The sequence below is a fragment of the Nonomuraea polychroma genome (assembly GCF_004011505.1).
Classification (GTDB): domain Bacteria; phylum Actinomycetota; class Actinomycetes; order Streptosporangiales; family Streptosporangiaceae; genus Nonomuraea; species Nonomuraea polychroma.
On record NZ_SAUN01000001.1, the window covers coordinates 5,107,749 to 5,133,342 of the forward strand.

The following is a 25,594-nucleotide window of genomic DNA, read 5'->3' on the forward strand; positions in this document are numbered from 1 at the left end:
GCCAGGCCTCCCCCGCGTGCCGATGTCCGCCGTATTTCCACAGCTCACAGGCATACGTTGATCTCTTGGTGTTCATGACCGCTTCATCCGGTTCCGCCACGCTCCCGCCGTAGCCGGAGCACCCTCATTCCGGCGGGACGGAGAACACGGAGTCATGGGCCACGGCCATCACCATCACGATCACGATCACGATCACGGCCATGAGCAGCCGATCGAAGGGGATGCCGCGGCGGCGCGGGACCTTTCGATTCCGGACGGTGAGCTGTCGCCGGGGCAGTTGTCCCGGCGGCGGATGTTCCGGCGGGCGGGGCTGCTCGGAGCCGGGCTCACGGCCGCCGGCGTGCTGGGCACACCGGGCGCCGCGGCGGCGGACGACGACCAGCAGGTCCTCGGGCGCGGGCGGGAGCCGAAGGACGGGTACCTGTGGCTGGCCGGCGACCACCACATCCACACCCAGTACAGCAGCGACGGCATCTACCGCGTCATCGACCAGGTACGGCACGGCAACGCGTACGGGCTGGGCTGGATGGTCATCACCGACCACGGCGGCGCGACGCACGCGAAGATCGGCGTGGACAAGGTCAACCCGGACATCGTGGCCGCCCGCGAGGCCGTCAAGGACACGCTGGTCTTCCAGGGGCTGGAGTGGAACATCCCGGCCGCCGAGCACGGCACGGTGTTCGTCGCCCCGGGCCAGAACGAGGTCTCCACGCTCAAGGAGTTCGAGAACTCCTTCGACGGCTCGGTCAAGGGCGCCGGGTCGAACACGCCGCAGAACGAGGCCCTGGCGATCGCCGGGCTGAACTTCCTGGCCGAGGCCGTCAGGCGGCGGCGCATTCCCGATGCGTTGTTCCTCGCCAACCACCCGTCCAGGAAGGGCCTGGACTCGCCGCACGAGATCCGCGGGTGGCGGGACGCCCAGCCGTCGATCGCGGTCGGCATGGAGGGCGCGCCCGGCCACCAGGCGGCGGGCATCGCCAAGCCGAACGGCCCGGGCGGCGGGCGCGGCTACTACGACAGCAACCCGGGCGCGGACTCCTTCCCCGCGTACCCGGCCGAGAGCTACAAGACCTTCAGCGGCTTCGACTGGATGACCGCCACCGTGGGCAGGTTGTGGGACAGCCTCCTGGCGGAGGGCAAGCCATGGTGGATCACCGCCGACTCCGACGCGCACTGGGTGCACGCCGACACCAGCGACCGCGGTCCGGGCAGCAATTTCAACGCCAACGGCAAGTACAAGGACCCCGTCTACAAGGGCGTGGCGAACTTCGGGTCCGGCGACTTCTGGCCCGGCTACTACAGCCGGACGCACGTCGGCAGCCAGGGCTTCGCCTATCGGGCCGTCATGGACGGGCTGCGGGCCGGGCGGGTCTGGGTGGACCACGGCGGGCTGATCAGCGGGCTGGTGGTGCGGGCGCGGGCGGCCGGGACCGGGCAGCGCGGGGTCACCCTCGGCGACACCCTGCACGTGCGGCAGGGGGCGCGGGTCGAGCTGGCCATCGAGATCACCCTCGCCGGGCGGCCGAACTGGGCGCAGGTCGTGCCGACGCTGGCCCGGGTGGACGTCATCCAGGGCGACGTCACCGGCCCGGCCGCCGACAAGGACGCCTTCACCACGCCGAACACGAAGGTCGTGCAGTCGTACGAGGTGAACAAGAACAGCGGGACCGTGACGTTCACGTACCAGCTGGGCGCGATCGACCGGCCGGTGTACGTGCGGCTGCGCGGCACCGACGGCAAGCGCAGCGCGCCGGGCCTGCTGGGCGCGGCGGTGGACCCGCACGGGCCGGCGATCGACGTGTACGGCGACGCCGACCCGTGGAACGACCTGTGGTTCTACAGCAATCCGATCTGGGTCCTGCCGCGCCGATGATCCTCGGTTTCGACGCGGGGTCGCGAACCCTTCAGGAGGCCGAGCACCTGCTGCACACGGTGGCACGGGTGCTCGGCCTGCCGGGCGACGCCATCGGATGCACGCATTTCGTCCCGGCGGACGCGGCGGGCTCGGCGACCGACCCCGCGATCGAGGTCGTCACCACGGCGGCCACGCAGCTGTTCAAGCAGGAGAGCACCTCGCTGGGCGGGCTGGAGCCCGGCAAGTACACGGTGGCGGTCGGTGTCCTGGAGGCCGACGGGACGCTGTCGGCGCGGTCGATCCAGCAGGACACCCTGACGAACGGCGCCGCCCCCGAGCCCCCGTTGGACGTGCCGGACCGGCTGCGTGAGCGGCTGCCGGAGCCGGGGGACGGGATCCGGGACCTGCCGGGACCGCCCAAGGGGTTGTCGGACGAGCTGTTCGACGGGCTCGGCTGCGACGCCGACGCGATCGCGGGCACGGCGGTGTACGGGATCGGTGCCTAAGGTCAGCGCGGGCCGGCGCCGCCCTCGCGTGCCTCCCGCAGCTTCCCCGTGGCGATGAAGTCCACCGCGATCCGGTAGAAGCTGACGATCGATTCGCCGGCCTCCACCCCGTCGCGAAACTGCTTGTGCACCTTCGCGAACGGGAAGGCCGTGCTCCCGTCGGGAAGGAGCACGCCCCATCCGTCATCGCCCGGCCTGTGCCAGCTGCCGCCCGTGTTGGCGACGATGCAGGCGCCCAGGAACGAGCCGAGCACGCCGATCAGGCCGTCGATCCGCTCCAGGTCGAAGTCCGGCCGGGAACGCCGGCGCTCGATGAAGCCCTCGACCCACTCGACGGACGCCTGGTTGAGACCGAAGTCCACGTCACTGAGAGGTCCGAGCTGGTCGATCGCGAGACGGACGTTCGCCTCGATCTGCTGCAGTTCCTGTTCGTCCATCCGAGGATGGTGGCAGCGCCCCGGAAATGCGATCAAGCCGGTTTTCCGGGGCCCACTCCTGTGCGGCTGCACCTGACGTCAGACGGCCTTGCCCGGGCCGGTCAGGCGGCGCTCGCCGGCCGTGGTGAGGACGAACACCTGCCAGTTGTAGTACACGTAGTAATTCCTCGCGTCCCGCTTGATCTGGCGGGCGTGACGGAGGATGGCGTCCACGTACGCCTGCGAGTGGTTGTAGGCGTACAGGGCCCGGCGGTAATTGCCCGGGGCGCCGCTGGCGCGCAGGTAGTTGGCCGCCGCCATGACGGCGTCCTGGTGATCGTGGACGTCGCCGCCCATCCCGTACGCGCGCCACGTCCCCGGCATGAACTGCATGGGGCCCTGGGCACCGGTGTGGCTGGCGGACTTCACCCGGCCGAACTTGGTCTCGGCGAACATCACCGCCGCCAGCACCTCCCACTCCACCCCGAAGCGGCGCTCGGCCTTCTTGAAGTAGCCGAGCAGCTCGGCAGCGGGGCGGGGCGCGGCGACCTTGAACGTGGCGGACGGCTTGACGGGGTGGGCCAGGGCGAGCAGCCCGCGGATGGCGGTCGTGTTGTCCTTGGCCTGGGCGGCGAGCGCGGCGGGCAGGCGGGCGAAGGCTTGCGAGGCGACCTCGGGGTTGCGGGCGGCATGGCGGTAGATGCGCTGCTGGTAGAGGGCCAGGAGCTGGACGTCCTGAGGCGGCTCGCCCTTCTTGGACCAGCGGTCGATGGCGGCGTGCAGCGCGGTGGTGGTCTTGCGCAGGGCGGCGGCCAGCCGGGTGGCGTCCTTGGGGACGGGCGTGTCGGCAGCGGGGAGGTCCTCCGCTGCGGACGGGCTCGCCGTCGTGCCGGGAGAGGGCGTCGCCGGCGACGACGCCGCGTATCGGCTGCTCCCGGACCCGCCGGCGGCGTCCCCCGCGGGGGCCGCGTCGCCGCAGGAGGCGAGGCAGGCAAGAGCCGCTGCCACGGCTACGGCGCGGGCGGGGCGTCCTGGGCGGTGCTGGCGTTGGCGTTCCTCCATGGTCGGCCAACCTACCTGGTCCGGACACCGTGTTCACGGACACCGGCCGGCATCCGGCGCCGTCATGGCGGCGCAACACGCGGCCGGGTGAAGATTTCCACCGGCGGAGGGCGGGCGTTAGCGCCGGTGGCACCACCGGGCCATGTGAGCCGATCACGGTGCTGCGCGGCACCCTGAAAGGAGAAACACATGACCCACCCCTCGCTCGGCCGCCGCACGTTACTCCAGGCGGCCGTCGCCGCGCCCGCCGGCACCCTGTTGAGCATGAGCGCGACCCCCGCCCAGGCCACGACCGGCGGCGGCAGCGGCAGGTACGACCGGGACAGCCCCCGGTTCACCATCGGCGTGCTGCCCGACACGCAGTACCTCTTCGACGAGGACCGCTCCGATCCCGCCCCGCTGCGCCAGACGTTCCGCTTCCTCACCGGGGACGAGCGCGAGAGCAGGAACATCGCGTTCATGACGCACCTGGGTGACGTGACCGAGCACGGCACCGAGGACGAGATCGGCCTGGCCGGCGACGCGTTCAAGGCCATCGACGGCAAGCTGTCCTACAGCGTGCTCGCCGGCAACCACGACGTCCGGTCCTCCACCGACGACCAGCGCGGCGACAGCGCGTACCTGCGGGTGTTCGGCCCGGCCAGGTATGCCGGGATGCCGACGTTCCGTGGCGCCTCGCCCGACGGCTACAACAGCTATCACGTGCTGGCGGCCGGCGGGAGGCAATGGCTGGTGCTGGCGCTGGACTGGCGGATCTCGGACAAGGGCCTGCAGTGGGCGCAGGGCGTCATCGACGCCAACCGCACGCTGCCCGCCATCCTCACCACGCACGACCTGGCCTGGGCCGACGCGTCGGGCAAGGCGGCGCTGTCGCAGTACGGCCAGCGGCTGTGGGACACGCTGATCCGGCGCAACGACCAGATCTTCCTGACGCTCAACGGTCACTACTGGCCGCCCGGGCGCACGGTGCTCAAGAACGACGCGGGACACGACGTGCACGTGCACATCGCCAACTACCAGGACCGCTACTACGGCGGCGCGGGCATGGTCCGCCTCTACGCCTTCGACCTGGTGCGGAACGTGATCGACGTGGAGACGCTGTCGCCGTGGCTGCTGGAGCGCGACCCGGAGGACCGCACGCCGCTGGAGGCGGAGAACCTCGAGCTGACCGGGCCCGTGGACCGGTTCAGCATCGAGATCGACTTCGACGAGCGGTTCGCCGGGTTCGCCCCGCGCACCCTGCCTCCGGCCCGGCCGGCGAAGGCCGTGATGCCCAGGGGGACGGTGGCGTACTGGCGGTTCGACGGCGAGGGGTTCGCCGGCGCGGGCGCGGACGGCGCGGTCGTCCCCGCGGGCTCCGTCGTGCGTGACCTCACCGGCGGCGGCAACGACCTGACCATGGAGTTGCTGCACGCCAGCGCCCCCGAGGTGCTGAAGTGGTCGGCCGAGCACCACAAGGGCCAGCCGGCCCACGCCAGCCTGCGCTTCGACGGCGGGAAGAACCCGGATCGGGGCGCCGTGCTCAGGTCGTCCGCCGCCGCGCCGATCAACAGCATGTGGTTCGAGTCGGGATACACGATCGAGGCGTTCATCAAGCTGCCGGACCCGTTCGCCGGCGACCACGCGTGGATGGGGATCCTGAGCTGGGAGGGCCGCAGCGGCGACGCGGGCAAGACCAGCGGCTGGTCGCCCGAGGAGCCGACGTGCAGCCTCAACCTGTCGCCCGAGCGGTTCCTGCAGTACGTCGTGTATCCGGCCGACCGGGACGCCGACCCCACGTCGTGGAGCCACTCCCTGCCGGTCGGGCGGTGGGCGCACGTCGCGGTCGTCAACGACGCGCGGCGGACCGTGATGTACGTGGACGGGTCGAAGATCGCCCGGAATCCCACCCAGCCGTCGAAGGGCATCTCCACGCTGGGCAGGCCGTTCGCGATCGGGGGCACCCAGTTCGCGCTGAAGTACGGGCAGGGTTACTACGGCTGGATCGGCGACGTGCGGATCGTGGCGCGGGCGCTGCGGCCGAGGGAGTTCCTGACGCCGTACGAGTGATGCCCGGGCTTCACCGATCGCCGGCCGGGCCGCCCTGGGCGCGTAAGGCCCGGGGCGAGGCGCCCAGCTCGCGGCGGCAGGCCTTGTTGAACGCCTGCAGGTCCGGGATGCCCACGGCGGCGGCGATCGCGGGGATCGCCAGCGTCGACTCGCGCAGCAGGTGCAGCGCCCGGGCCAGGCGCCGGCGGCGGATGTAGCCGACGACGGTGTGCCCGGTGTGCGCGCGGAACAGCCGGGTGAGGTGGTTGTGGGAGACCCCGGCGGCGCGGGCGATGCCGGGCACGCTCAGCGGCGCGGCCAGATCCGCCTCGATGTGCTCGATCGCGGCCGCCACGACGGCGTCCGGGCTGCCGGCCACGGGCAGCCCGGCCACCCGCCAGAGCACCGTCCACACCTCGGCCGAGGCCCGGGCCCGGGTGTCGGGGACGGCCGCGATGGCCTGCCGCAGCGAGGCCGCGATGAGCGGCGCCTGGTCCCCCGCATCACGCATGACGGCCACGTCCCGCCGCTCCCCCGCGCCGGGCAGGCGGAAGTGCGCGTACAGGTGCGCCGACCTGCCCCGGTAGTGGTAGTGCACCTCGGCGCCCGGCGGGATGAGGCTCACGTGGCCGGGCCGGATCGGGTGGGCGGTGCCTTCGAGCACCAGCTCGGCGGTGTAGCCGTACAGGTGGAGTTGCCACAGGTCGGGCAGTTTGAACACGTCGTGCGCGCTGACGACGCCGTGCACGCCGACGCCCGCCCCGGCCACGGCCGGTGGGTCGGACAGGGCGAGGGTGACTCGGTGCATGGGTGCATATATAGGTGAAAACAGACCACTAGTCGATGATTACGACCCATTACATGACATACGGGTGATCATACGTTCGTGGCATGCGAACCACTTTGCTGACTTCGGCGCAAGTGGCCGGCTTCGTGGCGGCCGGCTACCTGCGGCTCGACGGGATCGTCCCGGACGAGCTGAACGACCAGGCCGTCGACGTGCTGGAGGCGGGCATCCCCCCGGTGCCGTACGGAACCCCGCTCGACCTGGCCTTCCCCGAGGGCTCCTTCGCCCGCAGGCTCGTCCAGGTGCCCGCGGTCGCCGGAGCCCTGCGCTCCCTCGTCGGCCCCGACCCGACCGTCGACCACCACGCCGTGCACGTACGCGAGCCGCGCGGCGGCGAGGCCCAGCCGCTGCACGCCGACGCCATCATCGACACCCGCATGGACGCCTTCGACGTGCAGCTCATGTACTACCCGCGCGAGGTGACCGCGGACATGGGCGGCACCCTCGTCGTGCCGGGCAGTCACCTGCGCCGCATCAACGAGAGCGACACCGGCCGCTACCAGAACCTGCGCGGGCAGACGCGGCTCACCTGCCCGGCCGGGACCGTGATGCTGCTGCACCACGGCATCTGGCACGGCGGCCGGCGCAACGACAGCGACCAGCGCCGGTACATGTTCAAGATCCGGTTCAACCCGACCGTGCCGCAGGTGCGCCTCTGGGACACCTCCGACCTGGCCGACCCGGCCGTGGTCGCCGAGCTGGACCGGCGTTTCCCCTGGTACGAGCCGGCGACCGGACGGTTGGAGATCCACAACCGGGTGCGCCTGTGGCGGGCGATGACCGCCGACGCGGCTTTCGACATCGACTACTGGACGACACGCGTGAACAACCGCCCCGGGAGGGCCGTCGCATGAAGCAGCAGGTCCTCGTTCTCTACCTGGCCACCTCCGCGCTCGACGCCCCCGTGGTGGGCTGGTCCTCCTACGACGGCACCGGGCGCACCCACCCGACCGCGGGGGACGGGGACGAGCCGCCGTACGAGACCGGGGTGGACGCCCTGCGGGACGGCTGGCGGCTGTTCCAGGCGTCGCAGCTCATCCCGCCGTATCCCGGGAGCGAATACGACACGTCGTTCCTGAAGCACGAGTTCTTCTTCGAGAAGCTCTCCTGACCCGGCGGACGGTCACGCGTCGCTGAACCCGTACTCCTGGGCCAGGGCGGCGACGGTGAGCGTGCGGCCCGAGTGCCGGGCCACGTCGGGGTCCTCCAGCAGGGCGCGGACGGCCCGGCCGGGGAACTCCACCGAGTCGCTGCCCGGCAGGTCGTCGCCGAGCACGGCGACGATCGCCTCCGTGCGGGTGAGGCCGGGTGACAGGGCGAGCGCGGTGACGCCGTGCGGGCGCAGGTCGTGGGCGAGGGTACGGGCCAGCCGGGCGATGCTCGTCATGGCCAGATCGTAGAAGACGTGGCCGGCGATCACCTCGGCCGGCGGGTCGGCGTACCCGGTGAGCACGGCGAGGCCGCGCCGCTCGATCAACAGGGGGGCCGCGTGCCACGCGGACACGAGATGGCTGCGCACCCCGAGGTGCATCATGTTGTGCCAGTGGTCGAGCGGGAGCGTCCAGAACGGCCCGCCGTGGAACGGCAAGGCGTTGCCGTCGAACGCGTTCGCGACCAGCAGGTCGAGGCCGCCGTGGGCGGCGCGGACCCGCTGGAAGAGCGCCTCGACGGCTTGGTCGTCGGCGTGGTCCACGCGGACCGGCACGCCGCGCCCGCCGCGCTCGTCCACCTGCTCGGCGGTGTCCTCGACGGTGCCCGGCAGGTCGGAGTGGCGGCGGTCGCGGCTCTCACGGTCGGTGACGTAGACGGTCGCCCCGGTCTCACCGAGGACGAGCGCGATGCCGCGGCCCACGCCACGCGCGGCTCCGGTCACGACGGCGACGGTGCCGGTCATCCGGACGTCCCTCCTTCGCACGCCCCACGGTGACCGGCGCGCGGGGTGTCAAAACGGGTCATCGTCTGCCGCGCCGCTGCGCGCGGCGTCTGCGCCGCCGTCCCAGCACCCAGCCCACCGCGAGGAACACCGCGCCGATCGGCGTACGTGCCAGGCGGCGCAGCAGCATGGCCTTGAAGAAGCGTTTCATCCGCTTCCCCTGCCCGCAACGGGGCTTGCGACGCGCCGGTGTTGTGTGATGGTGTGCCGCAGCATCCAAGGGAGGTCGTGCCGTGCCGTTCATCGTCGATCTGACCAGCGGGACCGTCGAGCGTGAGCACCGCGCCGGCGCGTCAGGGCATTACGGCGGGTCCATACTCGGGCTGCGGCTGCTGACGGAGCGCACGCCCGCCGGGCTCGACCCCTATGACCCGCGGGCGTTGGTGTTCGTGGCGGCGGGGACGCTCGGCGGGACGCGCGCGCCCGGCCTGGCCAAGGGCGTCTTCCTGGCCAAGTCGCCGTTGACCGGGGTGGCCGGGGAGGCGCACGCGCTCGGGCCGTTCGCCGCCGGCATGCGGGGCGCCGGCGTCCAGGCGCTGGCCGTGACCGGGCGTGCCGAGCGGCTCTCCTATCTGCTGATCGAGGATGGCGAGATCTCGTGTCACGAGGCCGGGGAGTTGCGCGGGCTGGGCACCGCCGCCGCCACCGACGTGCTCAGGGAGCGGCACGGGCAGGGCGCGCACGTCGCGGCGATAGGGCCGGCCGGGGAGAACCTCGTCCGGTATGCGAGCGTCGTCACCGACTACGCCTACGCCGCCGGACGGTACGGGGTGGGCGCGGTGTTCGGGGCCAAGAACCTCAAGGCGATCGTGTGCGTGGGCGACGCGCCGGCCGAGGTCGCCGATCCGGCGGCGGTCGCCGCCATCGACCGTTACTACCGTGACGTGCTGCCTGCCAACCCGCTGGCCGCGCTCCAGGCCGGCGAGCCCGGGTTCGCCGGGTGGGCCGGCGAGCCCCCCGCCCCCGGCTACGCCTCCGTCCGCAACTTCACCCTGCCAGGGGGGTTGCGGACTCCGCACGTACGGGACTACGACGGCCGGGCGGTGGCGCTCAGGGGCGCCTGTCCCGGGTGCCCGAACGACTGCCTCAAGGTGTACGCCTCTCCGTCCGCGGCCGAGCGCCGCTCGGGCGGGCTCGGGCAGGAGGCGTTCCTGTCGCTGGGCTGGAACCTGGGGATCGACGACCTCGACACCGTGCTGGACGCCAACGCGCTCTGCAACGATCTGGGGCTCGACCAGGTCTCCCTCGGCGGGACGCTGGCCTTCGCGATGGAGTGCGCCGAGCGTGGGCTGCTGCCGGGCGGGCCGGCGTTCGGCGACCCGGCGGCGCTGCCCGGGCTGATCAGGGACGTCGCGCGGCGTGCGGCGGAGCTCGGCGATCTGCTGGCGGAGGGGGCGGCGCGGGCGGCCGCGCGGCTCGGGCCGGAGACCGCGCCGTACGCGATGACCGTCAAGGGCGCCGAGCTGCCCTGCTTCGACCCGCGCATTCAGCCGGGGATCGGGCTCGGGTACGCCATCGCCCCCAACGGCCCCCGCTACGACGCCCTGGAGCACGATCTCGACTTCGATCCCGTCGCGGGGCTGGCCTACAGCTTCCCTGAGGCCGCCAGGATCGGCGCCGCACCGGCGCCCGCCGGTGAGCTCGACGCCGAGCGGGGGCGGCGCAGCGCCCGCCTGCTGCGGTTGTGGAGCGGGCTGGACGCGCTCAACCTGTGCGTGTTCGCCTCCTCTCCGACCAGGCCGCTGACCATCGATCACCTGACCGCGCTCGTGACCGCCGTGCTCGGCCGGGACTTCACGCTGGAGGACCTGCTGGCGGCCGGTCAGCGGCGGCTCGACGAGATGCGGGCGTACGCCGAGCGCGAGGGCATGGGCGGGCGCGACGAGCTGCCCGCGCGGATGCACGACGAGCCGGTCGCCGAAGGACCGTACAAGGGCGCTGTCGTGGACCGGGAGGCGTTCACGCGAGCGCGCGACGCCTTCTACGACGAGCTCCGCTGGCGCTGACCGGTCCACCCTGGCCTGGCCGGATGAGGGGTGGTGGGGGTGGGTATGGGTCACATGCACGGGAGGGGGAGGCCGGTGCAAAGTGACGGTGAGCGCGCGCTGGGCGGTTTGCTCGAATCCACGCACCTGGCGGCGATGGAGGACCTGCCGGCCCTGGTGTCCGCGCACGCCCGGCTGATCGGCTGCTCCGACACCGTGATCTACGTGACCGACCTGCAGCAGCAGGTCCTGGTGCCGCTGCCCGGACAGCGCGAGGAGTCAGGTGAGCCGCTCGAACCCATCAGGATCGACACCACGATGCCGGGCCGCGCGTTCCGCGCCGTGGAGATCGTCCAGGCCAAGCCCTCGCCGGCCGGAGAGGAGCGTCGGGTGTGGGTGCCGTTGCTCGACGGCACCGAACGGGTCGGGGTGCTGGGGACGACCGTGGCCGCTTACGACGAGCTGGCCGAATGGCGGATCAAGCAGCTCGCGTCCCTGGTGTCGGTGCTGGTGGTCAGCAAGCGGCCGCACAGCGACTCGTTCGCCCGGCTGGTCCGCGTCCGGCCGATGGCCCTGTCGGCCGAGGTGATGTGGAACCTGCTGCCGCCCGGCACGTACGCCAACGACGACGTGGTGGTCAGCGCCGCGCTGGAGCCCGCCTACGAGATGGGCGGCGACGCCTACGACTACGCGGTCGACGGCTCCGTGCTGCATCTGGCGCTGTTCGACGCGATGGGGCACGACACGTCGGCCGGGCTGACCGCGACCGTCGCCATGGGGTCGTGCCGGCACAACCGGCGCCAGGGGATGGAGCTGCCCGCGATCAGCGAGGCCGTCGACGCGGCGATCAAGGAGCAGTTCACCGGCCGGTTCGCCACCGGCATCCTGGCCTGCCTGGATCTGCGGACGGGGCTGCTGAGCTGGGTCAACCGCGGCCACCATCCGCCGCTGGTGATCCGCGGCGGGCAGTGCGTGGCCACGCTGGAGAGCGTCCCCATCCCTGACCCGCCGATGGGGTTCGGTCTGGGGTTCTCCACGGGCCTGCTCCGTTACCAGTTGCAGCGCGGCGACCGGCTGCTGTTCTACACCGACGGCATCATCGAGGCGCAGAGCCCGGACGGCGAGACCTTCGGTCTCGACCGCTTCGTCGACTTCATCATCCGCCAGGAGGCCGACGGCGTGTCGGCGCCGGAGACGCTGCGCCGGCTGATCCAGGCCATCCTGAGGCACCAGAGCGGCTGCCTGCAGGACGACGCGACCGTGATGACGGTCGAGTGGCGCACCGAGCGCCGGCACCAGCTCACCCTGTGAGAGGGCCGGTCCGGCGGCATTGCCATGTCCAGGGCTTTCGGCGGTGTGGCGGGGAGGTTGTCCGCGGGATCGCCGGGTAGGCCGCATCCCGGACGTTTCCCGTCAGCGCAAAGGAGCGCGGCCACATGCCCTTCAACCCGTTGCAGGAGCGGGGTATCCCGCTGGACGAGCAGGTGCGCGACTGGCGCGAGCTGAACGTCACGCCGATCGATCCCGATCGCGCCGACCCGTACACCCGGTGCCGGATCATCACGATGAACGGCATCGAGACAGAAGCGATCTTCTTCAGCCACCAGCTGGCCCGCCACTGCCCCGACATCGAGCTGAAGCAGCAGCTGGCCCGCGTGCGTTACCTCGAGGCGCAGCAGCAGAAGGCGGTCAACTGGCTGCTGCCCGGCGTGTCTTCCGTGCTGGAGACCACCATCGCGTATGAGCAGGTCGCCGTGGACCTGACCTCGTGGGTGGCGCGTATGGAGCCGGACCCATACCTGCGGCAGGCCTACGAGTTCGGCGTGCTGGAGGACTTCGATCACCTCTACCGCTACGCCAACCTGTACGAGATGATCGAGCACCGCAAGGCCGAGAAGATCGTCGACAACCTCACCGAGGTCATGCCGGGACGGCCGACGGTGCGGCACCACCGGCACCCGATGGACAACGTGCGCGAGCCGTACGACCGGAACACGACCGCCCCCGTCTCCAAGCTGCACGCGCTGACGATCATGTCGGCGGAGCAGCAGACCATGAACTTCTACATGAACGTCGGCCCCATGTACATGGAGCCGATCGCCCGCCAGCTGTATCAGGAGATCGGGCTGATCGAGGAGGAGCACGTCACCCACTACGAATCGCTCGTCGACCCCGGCGAGAGCTGGTGGGAGATGCTGCTCAACCACGAGTACAACGAGTGCTACCTGTACCACTCGTTCATGGAGACCGAGTCCGACCCCAAGGTGAAGAACATCTGGGAACTGCACCTGGGCATGGAGCTGGAGCACCTGCGGCTGGCCGCCGAGCTGTTCAAGAAGCACGACGGGCGCGACCCCGAGCAGGTGTGCGCCCCCGAACTGCCCGCCCCGGTCACGTTCGAGCCGAACAAGCGGTTCATCCGCGACCTGATCGCCACCCAGATCGACTACACCACCCTCGGGACGGGGTACGTGCAGGAGGCCCACGAGCGGTTCGAGAGGATGCAGGCGGCGCTCATGAACGGCGACCAGCCGCCGTCCGAGCGGGTCATCAACGACAACCGCGCCAGGTCGGGCCGGGAGTACCGGCTGGAGACCGAGGGCGAGCACCCGGTGCCGAGCCTGGCGCTCCACCGCTAGCGGCGGAACAGGCGGGCGGGCACGGCGTCCGCGAGCGCCTTGTAGCCGGCCGGGCTCAGGTGCAGGCCGTCGCCCACGTCGTAGGCCGCCGGCAGCCGCCGGGGGTCGGCGGGATCGCGGACCGCCTGATCGAAGTCGATGACGCCGTCGAACCTGCCGCTGGTGCGGATCCAGTCGTTGACCGCCTGCCGGGTGGCTTCCCTGAGACCTTGGGGGTCGTCGTAGGAGTGGCCGCCGAAGGGGGTGAGCGTCGCCCCGTACACGACCAGGCCCCGCGCCTGTGCCCGGACGATGATCTGGTCGTAGGCGGCGATCAGCTCGTCGGCGACCTTCTTCTGGGCGTCCTGGGTGGGCTGGGCGGTGCCGATGTCGTTGACGCCCTCGAAGACGATCAGCCATTCGGCGCCGCTGCGGGCGAGCACGTCGCGGTCCAGCCGGGCCAGGGCGGCCGGGCCGAGGCCGTCGTTCAGCACCCGGTTGCCGCCGGCCGCCTGGTTGGCGATGGCCGGCCCGGAGCGGCCCAGGCGGTCGAAGAGCTGGTCGGGCCAGCGGTTGTTGAGGTTCGTGGTGGAGCCCCTGCCGTCGGTCAGGGAGTCGCCCAGCAGGACGAGCGCCGCGGTGGAGCGCTTGGACCACACTTCGATGGCGCTGAGGAAGTACCAGTGGTCGACGGGTGTCGCCCCCGTGAGGTCCCCGGCGTCGGCCTGGTTGCCTTTCGCCAGGTAGGAGGTGGTGCGCGAGCCCGGGTGCGAGGTGATGGCGCTGGAGGCCTGCCCCTCGGCGAGGTAGACGGTCACGGCCAGCACGGAGCCGGGCGGGAGCGGAAGGTCCAGCGGATCCGACACCACTTGCGCGCCGACGGGGACGATCGTGGCCGGACGGCCGTGGAACGTCACCGGCCGGGCGGTGCCCGGCCGGATCGCGCTCACGCCCGCCCTGCCGCCGTCGGGGTACGCCACGGTGACCCGGGTGATGGGCAGCGGCGCGCCGCCGAAGGCGTTGGAGAAGCGCAGCCGCACCCGCTGCCCGCCGGCCGACACCCGTACCGTCTGCCGCAGCGTGCTGTCGGCCATGACCAGATCGCCTGTCGTGTACGGCGCGGGCGGCATGTTGTGGGGCTCGGTGAGCTGCGGCATCGCGGTCCAGGTGTCCACCCAGTGCCCATTCGGCGCGTTCCCGTCACCGATCGCGGGCGAGGCCGTCAGCATCCCGGCCCCGAGAGCCGCGACGACCATCAGCCTCAACCCTCTGCCCATGGCCGCCCCGCTCCTCGAAACATTTCCGCTGAGTGTCGAACATTTCCAAGCGGACGGCAAGGGATCATACCCGGAAGTGAAACTTTCACTTCGCGGCCTCTGCAACTGCCACGATGTCCCAGGCTGGCGGCGGGAGCGATCCGGGCCGAAAGTTTCTGATTGATTCGCCTGAAACGTTCCTGAGACGCTCGTCCACCACCGGCTACGACACGGAGGACGCAGTGCAACTCAACCGCCCTCGGTCCTGGATCGTCGCGGCGGCCGCCGCCGCGATGGTCGTCCTCGCCTTACTCACCGCCCCCACCGCGCAGGCCGCGCCCGGCTGCCGCGTGGAGTACACGGTGACCAACCAATGGTCGAATGGTTTCGGCACGAATGTTAGCGTTACCAATCTCGGGGATCCGCTCACCAGCTGGCGGCTGACCTGGTCGTTCACCGCCGGGCAGACGATCACGCAGCTGTGGAACGGCACCGTCTCGCAGTCCGGGGCCCAGGTCGCCGTCTCCAACGCCGGCTACAACGGCTCGCTCGCCACCGGGGCGAGCACGTCGTTCGGCTTCAACGGCACGTGGAACGGCTCCGCCAACCCGGTGCCGGCGGACTTCGCGCTCAACGGCACCGCCTGCACCGGCGGCAGCACGCCGACCGCGACGCCGACGGTCACGCCCACGGGCGGCACCGGCACGCTGCCGAGCAGCTTCCGCTGGAGCTCCACCGGCGCGCTGATCGGCCCCAAGCCCGACGCCTCCCACGCCAACATCGCGGCGGTCAAGGACCCGTCGGTCGTCTACCACAACGGCCGCTGGCACGTCTTCGCCAGCACCGCCAGCAGCGCCGGCTACAACCTGGTCTACATGAACTTCACCGACTGGGGCCAGGCCGGTGCCGCGCAGCACCACTATCTGGACCAGAGCGCGATCGGCACCGGTTATCGGGCCGCGCCGCAGGTGTTCTACTTCGCGCCGCAGAACAGGTGGTACCTGGTCTACCAGACGGGCAACGCGTCGTACTCGACCACGACCGACATCTCCAACCCGCGGTCCTGGAGCGCGCCGCAGCACTTCTACTCGAGCATGCCGGACATCATCCGGCAGAACATCGGCTCCGGTTACTGGGTCGACATGTGGGTCATCTGCGACACCGCCAAGTGCTACCTGTTCTCCTCCGACGACAACGGTCACCTCTACCGCTCGGAGACGACGGTGGCGAACTTCCCCAACGGCTTCACCAACACGCAGATCGTCCTGCAGGACTCCAACAAGTACCGGCTGTGGGAGGCCAGCAACATCTACAAGGTCAAGGGCACGAACCAGTACCTGCTGCTGGTGGAGGCCATCGGCTCCGACGGCAAGCGGTATTTCCGCTCCTGGACCTCGACCAGCATCGGCGGCACGTGGACGCCGCTGGCCGACACCGAGAGCAACCCGTTCGCCCGCTCGAACAACGTCACCTTCACCGGCACGGCATGGACCAGGGACATCAGCCACGGCGAGATGATCCGCGACAGCAACGACCAGACGCTGACCATCAGCCCGTGCCAGATGCGCTACCTCTACCAGGGCATGGATCCGAACGCGAGCGGCGAGTACAACGCGTTGCCGTGGAGGCTGGCGCTGCTCACGCAGACGAACTCCACCTGCTGAGAGGTCATCGCCCGCCCCGATCTCGATGCCGAGGCCGAGGCGGGTGATGCGGGCTAGATCGTGAGCGTGGTGCGCGGCACCGGAACGAAGGTCGCCTCGCGCAGTTCCAGGAGTCCCTTCCCGGAACGGACCTGCGGGGAGACGTAGACCGGCACGTCCGTGGGGAAGGGCAGCAGGCGCAGCTCGACCGCGCCGTGTTCGAGGAGGTCGCGGCGGAAGCGGCGCAGGCCGATCTCCCAGGGCTCGCCGTGCCAGAACTGGTCGGCGATCAGGCGGCCGCCGATGAAGGCGCGGCCGACGTCGCCGGTCCAGTCGAGGCGCAGCAGCACCTCGTCGTCGCCGTCGAGGAGGTCGGCGGGGACGGTGACGCGGTAGACGGCGGCCGCGTCGAAGTCCGCGTCGGCGGGCGCCGAGGCGCGGCCGGACTTCGCGTCGATGACGGTCCGCCTGGGCGGCCCGGCCGCGGCCACCTGCTCGGCGACGGCCGCGACCGGTCCCGCGTCCGGAACGGGCAGCTCGATGACGCCGAAGACGCCCTCGGTCGCGGCATGCGGCGAGTCGTCGGCCGCTGTCAGGGCGGGGAAGACACGGAGCCTGTCACCGGCCTGCCCACCGCCGTCCGGCACGTGCCCGCACTCGCCGCCGCCGTACAGCACCAGCCGGTCGCCGTCCACGACGGCGGGCCGGGGGCTGAGGATCAGCCGGTCGGCGCCCCAGGCCTGGGCGCGGGTGGCGGTGAGCGCGCTCTCCTCGTCCAGCACCAGCACGTGCGCCACGGATCCGTCGGCGGCGGTGACGCGCAGCAGGCAGCGGGGGCCAGGGTGCAGGCCGCTCACCACGACGTCGTGACCGTCCCGCGTCACGATCACCGGCTCGCCACCGTGGTCGCCGGCCCCCGGGCCGTCGATCGCCGCGACGGTGGCGCCGTCGAAGGCCAGCTCGACCGGGATTCCCGCGACCTGCGCGAGCACCACGACCGGCCCCGCCAGCGTGCAGACGGGCTGGGCGGAGGCGGTCAGCAACGTGCTCGCGCCCACCGGGCGGGCGAGCGGCCAGACAAAATACACGCCGGACGGCACCGTGACCGGACGGCTCGGCACCACCAGGTCACGGCCGCCGAGGGTGACCGCGAACTGGACGCCCTCGTGCGCGGGCAGCGTCTCGACGGGCTGGTGGTTGTTGACGAACAGGAAGCCGGAGCGGCCGTCGGAGCGCACGCACCAGCGCAGCGCAGTGCGGTCGAAGGTGTCGGCGGGTGCGTCCGGTGGCATCGTGAGCGTCATCGGCGCGAGGTCGGCACCGTCCGAGGCCAGCCAGAGGTGCTGGAGCCGCAGGCGGAAGTACGACTCACGGAACTGCCCGGACTCCCCCAGCGGCGCCTGGAAGTCGTAGTTGATCACCGGGCAGTCATTGGGGTAGCCGGTGGCGTGCGATTCCTGGAGCGTGCTGAGCTCGCCGATCTTCTGCGAGCCGCCGTGGTACATGTAGTAGCCCTGCCACACCGACCCGCTGCCCAGCTTCACCAGCGACAACGCGGCCACGTCCGCGGCGGCGACGATCGGCCGCCGGTGGTAGGACGTGTACATGCCGCCGCCCAGCTCGCAGGTGGCGAACGGGTACCGCTCGAGATGGCTCTCATCCGCGCCGGACGGGCCGTCGCTGCGCAGGTCGGCGCCGATCGAGTCGTCGTCCCTGCCGGGCCCGAAGAAGTAGTGCGCCCGGCTCTGCCGTGGCCAGCCGTCGTGCGGGGTGTCCCAGGCGGCCTCGGCGTACCCGCCGAACAGCGGGATCACCTCGTCGGGCGGCAACTGGGCGTGCCCCCAGCCGGTGGCCGTCCACAGCGGCGCGTCGATGCCCGACTCCTTGGCCAGGCGCTTGAGCGTGAGCAGGTGGCCGGGCTGGTCGTACAGCTCGTTCTCCAGCTGGACGCCGACGATGGGCCCGCCGTCGCGCCTGGTCAGCCCGCGCAGTTGCCGGCCGATCTGCGCGAAGAACGGCCGCACCAGGGCCAGGTAGCGCGGGTCGTCGGTACGCGGCACGCAATCCACGGCCGGCAGCCAGTCAGGGAAGCCGCCGTTGCGGGACTCGCCGTGCCCCCACGGCCCGACCCGCACCACCACGTCGAGCCCGGCCTCGGCGCAGGTGGTCACCCAGCGGCGCAGGTCACGGTCGCCGTTCCAGTCGTAGCGGCCGCGCCGCTCCTCGTGCAGATTCCAGAAGACGTACGTGGCCACGGCCGTCACCCCGCCGGCCCGCACCTTGAGCAGCTCTTCCCGCCACTCGGCGGCCGGGTAGCGGGCGAAGTGGAACTCGCCCATCACCGGGAACCACGGGCGCCCGCCGCGCCGCAGGGTGCGCGAGTCGGCGGTGATCGCGTCCGGCCGGCCCGGCTCCTCCCCCATGGCGAGATGACCGGTGATCGGCGGCTCTGGTGGTCCTGGCACGGAGACTCTCAGCACGCGCCTGATCGTAGCGGCGTTTCCGGTCGTCCGATTTAAGGCCATTGACATCTCCGCAAAACCGACCCTACGGTATGCGAAACGTTTCGACTACTGTATCGCGGGAGGGGCATGCCTTCGCTCCGTGACGTGGCCGAGCGGGCCCAGGTGGCGGTCAGCACCGTCTCCGCCGCGCTCAACGGCACCCGCCCGGTGGCCGCGGCGACCAAGCTGCGCATCGAGCAGGCCGCCGCCGAGCTCGGCTACCGGCCCAACCTGCTGGCACGCGGGTTGCAGAGCAAGCGCACCCGGATCCTGGCGCTGCTCTTCCCCGCCCCGCGCAGCGGTTTCGGCCTCACCGAGATGCAGTTCGCGACCGGCGCCGCCGAGGCGGCCGGCGAGCTGGGCTATCACCTGCTGCTCTCCCCGGAGAGCGCCGATCCGATCGAAGAGCTGCGCCACATCACCGGCCTGGGGCTGGTGGACGGCGTGTTGCTGATGGAGGTGCGCCTCGACGACGAGCGCACCGAGTTCCTGTCGGCGGCCGGGGTGCCGTTCAGCATGATAGGGCGCACCCGCGAGCCCGGCTCGATCGACTACGCCGACATCGACTTCGCGGCGACCGCCCGCGACGCGGTGGCGCACGTGGCCGGGCTGGGGCATCGCACGCTGGCGTTCTTCAACCTCTCCACCGACCTGTACGCCGACGGCTACGGCCCCGCGACCCGGGCCGGCGAGGAGTTCGCGGCGGCGGCCCGCGCGGCAGGGATCGGTTACGTGGACGGCTACCGGCCGGGGTCGGCCGAGGAGGGCCGGGAGGCGTTCGAGCGGCTGCTGGAGGCGCACCCGGACGTGACGGCGCTGGCGGTGATGGACGACCACGCGGCCGTCGGAGTGATCGCGGCGGTGGCGGCACGCGGCTGGCGCATCCCCGAGGACCTGACCCTGATGCTGGTGTTGTCGTCGGCGAGGGTCGCCGAGATGTTCAACCCGAGGCTGACGACGCTGGAGCCGCCCAGCACCGAGCTGGGCAGGCTCGGCGCCCAGATGCTGATCGACCGGCTGCAGGGCGACGGGCCGCCCCAGCGGCATCTGGTGCCCTGCCGCCTGGTGCTCGGCGAGAGCTCCGCCCCGCCCCGGAGCCTGTCATGACGGCGCGGCCGGGGATGCACACGCTCACCCGCGGGCGCGGGCTGCTGTTCGGCGGGGACTACAACCCCGAGCAGTGGCCGGAGGAGGTGTGGGCCGAGGACGCCGAGCTCATGCGGGCCGCCGGGGTGAACCTGGTCACGATCGGCGTGTTCAGCTGGGCACGGCTCGAGCCGGAGCCGGGCGCGCGCGACTTCGGCTGGCTGGACCGGGTGATGGAGCTGATGGCCGGGGCCGGGATCGCGGTGGACCTGGCCACGCCGACGGCCTCGCCGCCGCCGTGGCTGGGCCACCGCTGGCCGGAGACGCTCCCGGTGGACGAGTCCGGGCACCGGCTCTGGTACGGCTCGCGCAACCAGTTCTGCCCGTCGTCGCCGGTCTACCGGGAGCGGGCGCTGGCGATCGTGACCGACCTGGCCGACCGGTACGCCGGCCACCCCGCCCTGGCCCTGTGGCACGTCGGTAACGAGTACGGCCAGATCTGCCACTGCGACGCGTCCGCCGCGGCGTTCCGCGCCTGGCTGCACGACGCGTACGGCGATCTGGACACGCTGAACGAGGCGTGGGGCACCACGTTCTGGAGCCAGCGTTACAGCGAGTGGGCCGAGATCCTCACGCCCCGCCGCGCCCCGTACATGATCAACCCGACGCAGCAGCTCGACTGGCAGCGGTTCTGCTCCGACGCGCTGCTCGCCCACTATCGGGCCGAACGCGACGTCCTGCGCGAGCGCACCCCGGACGTGCCGATCACCACGAACTTCATGGGCCTGTTCAAGCCCGTGGACTCCTGGTCGTGGGCCGGCGAGGAGGACATCGTCTCCAACGACTGCTACCCCGACCCGGAGGACCCGCTCTCCCCCGCCCGGACCGCGCTCACCCACGACCTGATGCGCGGGCTCGGCCAGGGCCGGCCGTGGTTGCTGATGGAGCAGTCCACCAGCGCCGTCAACTGGCGGGCGCACAACCTGCCCAAGCCGCCCGGCCAGTTCCGGCTGGAGTCGCTGCAGGCGCTCGCCCGCGGCGCGGACGGATTGTGCTACTTCCAGTGGCGGGCCTCCCGCTTCGGCGCCGAGCGGTTCCACGCCGCGATGGTGCCGCACGCGGGCCCGGACACGCGGCTGCACGCCGAGGTCCGCGCACATGGCCAGGAGCTGCGCGCACTCGCCTCCGTGGCGGGGCAGCCGGTCCCGGCGCGGGTGGCGATGGTCTTCGACTGGGCGAGCTGGTGGGCGCTGGAAGAGCGCGGCCGGCCCAGCGACCGGCTCAACGCCGCCGACCAGTTGCTCGCCTACTACGTGCCGCTCTGGGAGCGCGGCGTGAGCGTGGACCTCGTGCCGCCCTCCGCCGATCTGAGCGGATACGCACTGGTCGTGGTGCCGAACCTGTTCCTGGTGACCGACGCGGACGCGGCGGCGCTGACGGACTACGTGCGTGGCGGCGGGGTGCTGGTGGTGGGGCCGTTCTCCGGGATCGCCGACGAGCGGGCGCACATCCGTACCGGCCGGTTCCCCGCGCCGCTGCGCGCGGTGCTCGGCGCGTCCGGCGAGGAGTGGCAGCCCGTGGCGGGCGAGGTGCTCTGCCGGTGGAACGGCGGTCCCGAGTTCACCGCGCACACCTGGACCGAGGTGATGGCCGCGGAAGGCGCCGAAGCGGTGGCCGTCTTCAGCGAAACGGGGCGGCCCGCGGTGCTGCGGCACCGCACCGGCGACGGCGTCGCCTGGTACGTCGCCACCATGCCCGAGCCCGCCGCGCTCGGCGAGATCACCGCGCGGGCGCTGGCCGACGCCCGCGTGCGCGGGGTCCTGCCGGCCGGAGCTCGGCTGCCGCCGGGCGTCGAGGCGGTCCGCCGCGGCGAGGTGTTGTTCCTGCTCAACCACGGCACCGAGCCGGTGTGTGTGCCCATCCCCCACCCGGCAGAGGACCTGCTGACCGGGGCCGTCGCCGACGGCACGGTCACGCTGACGCCCCGCGCGGTCGTCGCGCTGCGCCCCCACGGTTGATCACACCCACCTCGAGAAGGACTGGCATGAAGTTCAAAGACGGCTACTGGCGGATGCGTCCCGGGGTGCGGGCCGACTACGCCGTCGCGGCCCACGACGTGGCCGCGGATGCCGCCTCGCTGCGGGTGCTCGCGCCGACCCGGCCGATCGTCCGCCGCGGCAACACCATCGACGGGCCGGTCCTGCGGGTCGACGTGTCGTCCCCGATGCCGGACGTCATCCGCGTCCGCACGGTGCACTTCGCCGGGGCGGTGCCGGACTCCCCCGCCTTCGAGGTGCGCGACGACGCGCCCGAGGTCACGATCTCCGTGGACGCGGAGACGGCCGCCCTGACCAGCGGCGCGCTCACCGTGCGGCTGCGCAGGGACACGCCGTGGGAGATGACGTTCAGCGCGGGCGGGCGCGAGCTGACCCGCAGCGACGGCAAGGGCCTCGGGGTCGTGCGCGACCCCGACGACCGGCACTTCATGGTGGAGCAGCTGCGGCTCAGCGCCGGCGAGCTGGTGTACGGGCTGGGCGAGCGGTTCGGCCCCCTGGTGCGCAACGGCCAGGCCGTCGACATCTGGAACGACGACGGCGGCACCACCAGCGAGCTGGCGTACAAGAACATCCCCTTCTACCTCACCAACCGCGGTTACGGAGTCTTCGTCAACCACCCCGGGCGGGTGTCGTTCGAGGTGGGCTCGGAGACGGTGTCGCGGGTTCAGTTCAGCGTCGAGAGCCACGACCTCGAATACCTGATCATTCACGGGCCGACGCCGGCCGACATCCTGCGCCGCTACACGGCGCTGACCGGCCGGCCCGCGCTGCCGCCCGCCTGGTCGTTCGGGTTGTGGTTGTCCACGTCGTTCACCACGGACTACGACGAGGCCACGGTGACGTCGTTCGTGGACGGGATGGCCGAGCGGGACCTGCCGCTGAGCGTGTTCCATTTCGACTGCTTCTGGATGCGGCAGTACCGGTGGTGCGACTTCGAGTGGGACCCGGAGCTGTTCCCGGACCCGGAGGGCATGCTGCGGCGGCTGAAGGAGCGCGGCCTGCGGGTGTGCCTGTGGATCAACCCGTACATCGGGCAGGCGTCGCAGCTGTTCGACGAGGGCATGGCGGCCGGTCACCTGGTGCGTCGCCCGGATGGCACGGTGTGGCAGGATGACCACTGGCAGGCCGGGCGGGCGCTGGTGGACTTCACCTCACCGGCCGCGCGCGAGTGGTACGCGGGCAAGCTGCGCGGCCTGCTCGACATGGGGGTGGACGCGTTCAAGACCGACTTCGGCGAGCGCATCCCGACCGACGTCGTCTACGCCGACGGCTCCGATCCCGAGCGCATGCACAACTACTACACCCTGCTCTACAACGAGACCGTGCATGACGTGCTCGCCGAACGGGGCGCGGCCGTGTTGTTCGCCCGCTCTGCCACGGTCGGCGGGCAGCGGTTGCCGGTGCACTGGGGCGGCGACTGCGAGTCGACCTACGAGGCCATGGCCGAGTCGCTGCGGGGCGGGCTGTCGCTGGGGATGGCCGGATTCGGGTTCTGGAGCCACGACATCGGCGGATTCGAGGGACGGCCCGATCCGGCGGTGTTCAAGCGGTGGGTGGCGTTCGGGCTGTTGTCGTCGCACAGCCGGCTGCACGGGAGCAGCTCCTACCGGGTGCCGTGGATCTTCGACGAGGAGTCGGTGGACGTGCTGCGGTCGTTCACGCGGCTCAAGGCCCGGCTCATGCCCTACCTGTACGGCGTCGCGGTGCAGGCTGCGACGGACGGCCTGCCGGTCATGCGGGCCATGCAGCTCGAGTTCCCCGGGGACCGGGGCTGCGACTACCTGGACGCCCAGTACATGCTGGGGCCGGACCTGCTGGTGGCGCCGGTGATGTCAACAGAGGGCGACATTTCGTACTACGTCCCTGAGGGCGTGTGGACCCGGCTGCTGGACGGCGAGACCGTCACCGGCCCCGGGTGGCGGCACGAGCGGCACGGCTTCGACAGCCTGCCGCTGCTGGTGCGGCCCGGCGCGGTGCTGCCCATCGGGTCGCGCGAGGACCGGCCCGACTACGACTACGCCGACGACGTCACCTTGCAGGCGCACCGGCTCGCCGACGGCGACGTCCGCACCGTCACCGTGCCCGCCCTGGACGGCGGCGTGAGCGCCGTGTTCGAGGTGTCCCGCACCGGCGACCGGATCCGCGCTCGCCGCCTGCAGGGCGCGCCCGCGCGCTGGAGCCTGCTGCTCGCCTGGGTGCACCAGGCCCGGCACCCGCAGCTGGAGACGACGCCTGGCGGCGTGCGGGTCGCCGCCGAGCCCGGCACCGACGAGATCGAGATCATTCTTCAAGGAGCAGCATGACCACTTTCCCCGAGAACTTCCTGTGGGGTACCGCCACCGCCGCCTACCAGGTGGAGGGCGCTTGGAACGAGGACGGGCGCGGCCCGTCGATCTGGGACACCTTCTCCCACACGCCCGGCCTGGTGGCGGGCGGCGACACCGGTGACGTGGCCTGCGACCACTACCACCGGCTGGAGGAGGACCTGGACATCCTCGCCGAGCTGGGCGTCGGCGCGTACCGGTTCTCGATCTCCTGGCCGCGCGTGCAGCCGGGCGGCAGCGGACCGCTCAACCAGCCCGGCGTCGACTTCTACAACCGGCTGATCGACGGCCTGCTCACGCGCGGCATCGCCCCGGTGGCCACCCTCTACCACTGGGACCTGCCGCAGGAGCTGGAGGACGCGGGCGGCTGGCCGCACCGCGACACCGCGCTGCGCTTCGCCGAGTACGCCCGCCTCATGGGCGAGGCGTACGGCGACCGGGTGCACACCTGGATCACGCTGAATGAGCCGTGGTGCTCGGCCTACCTCGGCTACGCCTCCGGCGTGCACGCCCCGGCCAGGACCGAGCCCGCGGCCGCGCTGGCCGCCGTGCACCACCTCAACCTCGCCCACGGCCTGGCCGTGCAGGCGCTGCGCTCGGTGGCCGCGCCGACCGCGCAGATGTCGGTCACGCTCAACCTGCACCACGTGCGCGGCGTGTCCGAGGCCGACGCGGACGTGGTGCGCAAGGCGGACGGGCTGGCCAACCGGGCCTTCCTCGGCCCGATGCTGGAGGGTGCCTACCCGCGCGACCTGATCGACGACACCGCCGCGGTGACCGACTGGTCGTTCGTGCGCGACGGCGACGAGGCCGCCGCCTGCCGGCCGCTGGACATTCTCGGGGTCAACTACTACAACCCCACGCTGGTGCGCCAGTGGGACGGGGCCGGCGTGCGGGAGATGGCCGACGGGCATCAGGACGGCGCCGCGTCCCCGTGGATCGCGTGCGAGGACGTCGAGTTCGTGAAGCAGCCCGGGCCGTACACCGAGATGGGCTGGAACATCGACGAGACCGGCCTGACCGAGCTGCTGGTGCGCCTGCACCGCGACTACCCGTCCATGCCCACGATGATCACCGAGAACGGCGCCGCGTTCCCCGACCCGGTGGGCGCCGACGGCCTCGTGCACGACGTGGACCGCGTCGACTACCTGCACCGGCACCTGACCGCCGTGGCGGAGGCGATCAAGGCGGGGGCGGACGTGCGTGGTTACTTCGTGTGGTCGCTGATGGACAACTTCGAGTGGGCGCATGGCTACGCCAAGCGGTTCGGCATCGTCCGCGTGAACCGCGACACGATGGAGCGCACCTGGAAGGACAGCGCCCACTGGTACCGGGACGTGGTCGCCTCCGGCAAGCTCCCCGGCTAGAGCGTCGGCGGGCCGGCCGCCCACGGCGTTCCGCCCAGCCGCCGCCTCACGCCGCCTCCCCGACCTCGCGCCCGGGCCCTTCTCCTCAAGGACCCCCGCCGGAGTGC

Annotated in this window: 20 protein-coding genes; 13 read left to right on the top strand and 7 right to left on the bottom strand. The window is 71.7% G+C overall.

Annotated features, from left to right (window positions below; translation table 11 throughout):
• The first annotated feature begins 154 nt into the window (after positions 1-154).
• The gene (locus tag EDD27_RS23355; protein ID WP_127934267.1) at positions 155-1,873 is read left to right on the top strand and encodes a histidinol-phosphatase; all 1,719 of its coding nucleotides are present in this window, start codon (positions 155-157) and stop codon (positions 1,871-1,873) included.
• Positions 1,870-2,361: a hypothetical protein gene (locus tag EDD27_RS23360; protein WP_127934268.1), complete on the top strand. Its 492-nt coding sequence runs from the start codon at positions 1,870-1,872 to the stop codon at positions 2,359-2,361. Before EDD27_RS23355 ends, EDD27_RS23360 begins: the two co-directional genes overlap by 4 nt.
• 2 nt (positions 2,362-2,363) lie before the next feature.
• Here the strand turns inward: EDD27_RS23360 and EDD27_RS23365 are convergent, their stop codons facing one another.
• Both EDD27_RS23365 and EDD27_RS57895 read right to left on the bottom strand, forming a co-directional pair.
• Positions 2,364-2,798 (bottom strand): hypothetical protein, encoded by a 435-nt coding sequence (locus tag EDD27_RS23365; RefSeq protein ID WP_127934269.1) that lies wholly within the window; start codon positions 2,796-2,798, stop codon positions 2,364-2,366.
• A gap of 78 nt (positions 2,799-2,876) precedes the next feature.
• Complete coding sequence (locus tag EDD27_RS57895) at positions 2,877-3,839, bottom strand: lytic transglycosylase domain-containing protein (RefSeq protein WP_127934270.1); 963 nt, start codon at positions 3,837-3,839, stop codon at positions 2,877-2,879.
• A 189-nt stretch (positions 3,840-4,028) separates the two neighbouring features.
• Here EDD27_RS57895 and EDD27_RS23375 point away from each other — a divergent pair, with 189 nt between their 5' ends.
• Positions 4,029-5,888, top strand: a complete 1,860-nt coding sequence (locus EDD27_RS23375) for a LamG-like jellyroll fold domain-containing protein (RefSeq protein WP_127934271.1) — start codon at positions 4,029-4,031, stop codon at positions 5,886-5,888.
• A 10-nt stretch (positions 5,889-5,898) separates the two neighbouring features.
• Here EDD27_RS23375 and EDD27_RS23380 read toward each other — a convergent pair whose 3' ends face one another.
• Entirely contained in the window at positions 5,899-6,675 is a 777-nt protein-coding gene (locus tag EDD27_RS23380) for an AraC family transcriptional regulator (protein ID WP_127934272.1), read from the bottom strand.
• An 83-nt stretch (positions 6,676-6,758) separates the two neighbouring features.
• Between EDD27_RS23380 and EDD27_RS23385 the strand changes: the two genes are divergently transcribed.
• Both EDD27_RS23385 and EDD27_RS23390 read left to right on the top strand, forming a co-directional pair.
• A complete protein-coding gene (locus EDD27_RS23385) occupies positions 6,759-7,568 on the top strand; it encodes a phytanoyl-CoA dioxygenase family protein (protein ID WP_206641614.1) in 810 nt (269 codons plus the stop codon).
• Entirely contained in the window at positions 7,565-7,825 is a 261-nt protein-coding gene (locus EDD27_RS23390) for a hypothetical protein (protein ID WP_127934273.1), read from the top strand. Before EDD27_RS23385 ends, EDD27_RS23390 begins: the two co-directional genes overlap by 4 nt.
• 12 nt (positions 7,826-7,837) lie before the next feature.
• Here the strand turns inward: EDD27_RS23390 and EDD27_RS23395 are convergent, their stop codons facing one another.
• Positions 7,838-8,608 carry an SDR family oxidoreductase gene (locus EDD27_RS23395; RefSeq protein WP_127934274.1) on the bottom strand — a complete coding sequence of 257 codons (771 nt, stop codon included), beginning with the start codon at positions 8,606-8,608 and terminating at the stop codon, positions 7,838-7,840.
• 58 nt (positions 8,609-8,666) lie between these two features.
• A complete protein-coding gene (locus EDD27_RS56850) occupies positions 8,667-8,798 on the bottom strand; it encodes a DUF6203 family protein (RefSeq protein WP_241564208.1) in 132 nt (43 codons plus the stop codon).
• An 82-nt stretch (positions 8,799-8,880) separates the two neighbouring features.
• On the opposite strand from EDD27_RS56850, the gene EDD27_RS23400 reads away from it, so the two are divergent.
• The 3 genes from EDD27_RS23400 to EDD27_RS23410 all read left to right on the top strand — a co-directional run bounded on the left by EDD27_RS23400 (position 8,881) and on the right by EDD27_RS23410 (position 13,271).
• Entirely contained in the window at positions 8,881-10,653 is a 1,773-nt protein-coding gene (locus tag EDD27_RS23400; RefSeq protein WP_127934275.1) for an aldehyde ferredoxin oxidoreductase C-terminal domain-containing protein, read from the top strand.
• A 75-nt stretch (positions 10,654-10,728) separates the two neighbouring features.
• Positions 10,729-11,943, top strand: a complete 1,215-nt coding sequence (locus EDD27_RS23405; protein WP_206641615.1) for a PP2C family protein-serine/threonine phosphatase — start codon at positions 10,729-10,731, stop codon at positions 11,941-11,943.
• A 125-nt stretch (positions 11,944-12,068) separates the two neighbouring features.
• The gene (locus EDD27_RS23410; RefSeq protein WP_127934277.1) at positions 12,069-13,271 is read left to right on the top strand and encodes a hypothetical protein; all 1,203 of its coding nucleotides are present in this window, start codon (positions 12,069-12,071) and stop codon (positions 13,269-13,271) included.
• Here EDD27_RS23410 and EDD27_RS23415 read toward each other — a convergent pair.
• The gene (locus tag EDD27_RS23415) at positions 13,268-14,527 is read right to left on the bottom strand and encodes an SGNH/GDSL hydrolase family protein (protein WP_127934278.1); all 1,260 of its coding nucleotides are present in this window, start codon (positions 14,525-14,527) and stop codon (positions 13,268-13,270) included. The genes EDD27_RS23410 and EDD27_RS23415 overlap by 4 nt on opposite strands.
• 221 nt (positions 14,528-14,748) lie before the next feature.
• Here EDD27_RS23415 and EDD27_RS23420 point away from each other — a divergent pair, with 221 nt between their 5' ends.
• Positions 14,749-16,170 carry a glycoside hydrolase family 62 protein gene (locus EDD27_RS23420; protein ID WP_206641616.1) on the top strand — a complete coding sequence of 474 codons (1,422 nt, stop codon included), beginning with the start codon at positions 14,749-14,751 and terminating at the stop codon, positions 16,168-16,170.
• A 53-nt stretch (positions 16,171-16,223) separates the two neighbouring features.
• Here EDD27_RS23420 and EDD27_RS23425 read toward each other — a convergent pair whose 3' ends face one another.
• Positions 16,224-18,629: a beta-galactosidase gene (locus tag EDD27_RS23425; RefSeq protein ID WP_241564209.1), complete on the bottom strand. Its 2,406-nt coding sequence runs from the start codon at positions 18,627-18,629 to the stop codon at positions 16,224-16,226.
• A 111-nt stretch (positions 18,630-18,740) separates the two neighbouring features.
• Between EDD27_RS23425 and EDD27_RS23430 the strand changes: the two genes are divergently transcribed.
• From EDD27_RS23430 to EDD27_RS23445, 4 genes are read left to right on the top strand one after another with little or no spacing between them, the layout of a single operon-like run.
• The gene (locus EDD27_RS23430) at positions 18,741-19,760 is read left to right on the top strand and encodes a LacI family DNA-binding transcriptional regulator (protein ID WP_127934280.1); all 1,020 of its coding nucleotides are present in this window, start codon (positions 18,741-18,743) and stop codon (positions 19,758-19,760) included.
• Positions 19,757-21,757 carry a beta-galactosidase gene (locus EDD27_RS23435; protein WP_127934281.1) on the top strand — a complete coding sequence of 667 codons (2,001 nt, stop codon included), beginning with the start codon at positions 19,757-19,759 and terminating at the stop codon, positions 21,755-21,757. The genes EDD27_RS23430 and EDD27_RS23435 overlap by 4 nt, the downstream gene beginning before the upstream one ends.
• A gap of 26 nt (positions 21,758-21,783) precedes the next feature.
• Positions 21,784-24,099, top strand: coding sequence for an alpha-xylosidase (gene yicI / locus EDD27_RS23440; protein ID WP_127934282.1), 2,316 nt, complete (start codon positions 21,784-21,786; stop codon positions 24,097-24,099).
• On the top strand, positions 24,096-25,487 hold the full coding sequence (locus tag EDD27_RS23445) for a GH1 family beta-glucosidase (RefSeq protein ID WP_127934283.1): 1,392 nt from the start codon (positions 24,096-24,098) through the stop codon (positions 25,485-25,487). The genes yicI and EDD27_RS23445 overlap by 4 nt, the downstream gene beginning before the upstream one ends.
• Positions 25,488-25,594: the final 107 nt, after the last annotated feature.

Bases quoted from the DNA above. Each gene is read 5' to 3' on its own strand.
- EDD27_RS57895 (WP_127934270.1), bottom strand. From the start codon at position 3,839: ATGGAGGAACGCCAACGCCAGCACCGCCCAGGACGCCCCGCCCGCGCC.
- EDD27_RS23430 (WP_127934280.1), top strand. From the start codon at position 18,741: ATGCCTTCGCTCCGTGACGTGGCCGAGCGGGCCCAGGTGGCGGTCAGC.
- EDD27_RS23375 (WP_127934271.1), top strand. From the start codon at position 4,029: ATGACCCACCCCTCGCTCGGCCGCCGCACGTTACTCCAGGCGGCCGTC.
- EDD27_RS23415 (WP_127934278.1), bottom strand. From the start codon at position 14,527: ATGGGCAGAGGGTTGAGGCTGATGGTCGTCGCGGCTCTCGGGGCCGGG.
- EDD27_RS23380 (WP_127934272.1), bottom strand. From the start codon at position 6,675: ATGCACCGAGTCACCCTCGCCCTGTCCGACCCACCGGCCGTGGCCGGG.
- EDD27_RS23355 (WP_127934267.1), top strand. From the start codon at position 155: ATGGGCCACGGCCATCACCATCACGATCACGATCACGATCACGGCCAT.
- EDD27_RS23365 (WP_127934269.1), bottom strand. From the start codon at position 2,798: ATGGACGAACAGGAACTGCAGCAGATCGAGGCGAACGTCCGTCTCGCG.
- EDD27_RS23445 (WP_127934283.1), top strand. From the start codon at position 24,096: ATGACCACTTTCCCCGAGAACTTCCTGTGGGGTACCGCCACCGCCGCC.
- EDD27_RS23435 (WP_127934281.1), top strand. From the start codon at position 19,757: ATGACGGCGCGGCCGGGGATGCACACGCTCACCCGCGGGCGCGGGCTG.
- EDD27_RS23385 (WP_206641614.1), top strand. From the start codon at position 6,759: ATGCGAACCACTTTGCTGACTTCGGCGCAAGTGGCCGGCTTCGTGGCG.
- EDD27_RS56850 (WP_241564208.1), bottom strand. From the start codon at position 8,798: ATGAAACGCTTCTTCAAGGCCATGCTGCTGCGCCGCCTGGCACGTACG.
- EDD27_RS23410 (WP_127934277.1), top strand. From the start codon at position 12,069: ATGCCCTTCAACCCGTTGCAGGAGCGGGGTATCCCGCTGGACGAGCAG.
- yicI (WP_127934282.1), top strand. From the start codon at position 21,784: ATGAAGTTCAAAGACGGCTACTGGCGGATGCGTCCCGGGGTGCGGGCC.
- EDD27_RS23360 (WP_127934268.1), top strand. From the start codon at position 1,870: ATGATCCTCGGTTTCGACGCGGGGTCGCGAACCCTTCAGGAGGCCGAG.
- EDD27_RS23390 (WP_127934273.1), top strand. From the start codon at position 7,565: ATGAAGCAGCAGGTCCTCGTTCTCTACCTGGCCACCTCCGCGCTCGAC.
- EDD27_RS23395 (WP_127934274.1), bottom strand. From the start codon at position 8,608: ATGACCGGCACCGTCGCCGTCGTGACCGGAGCCGCGCGTGGCGTGGGC.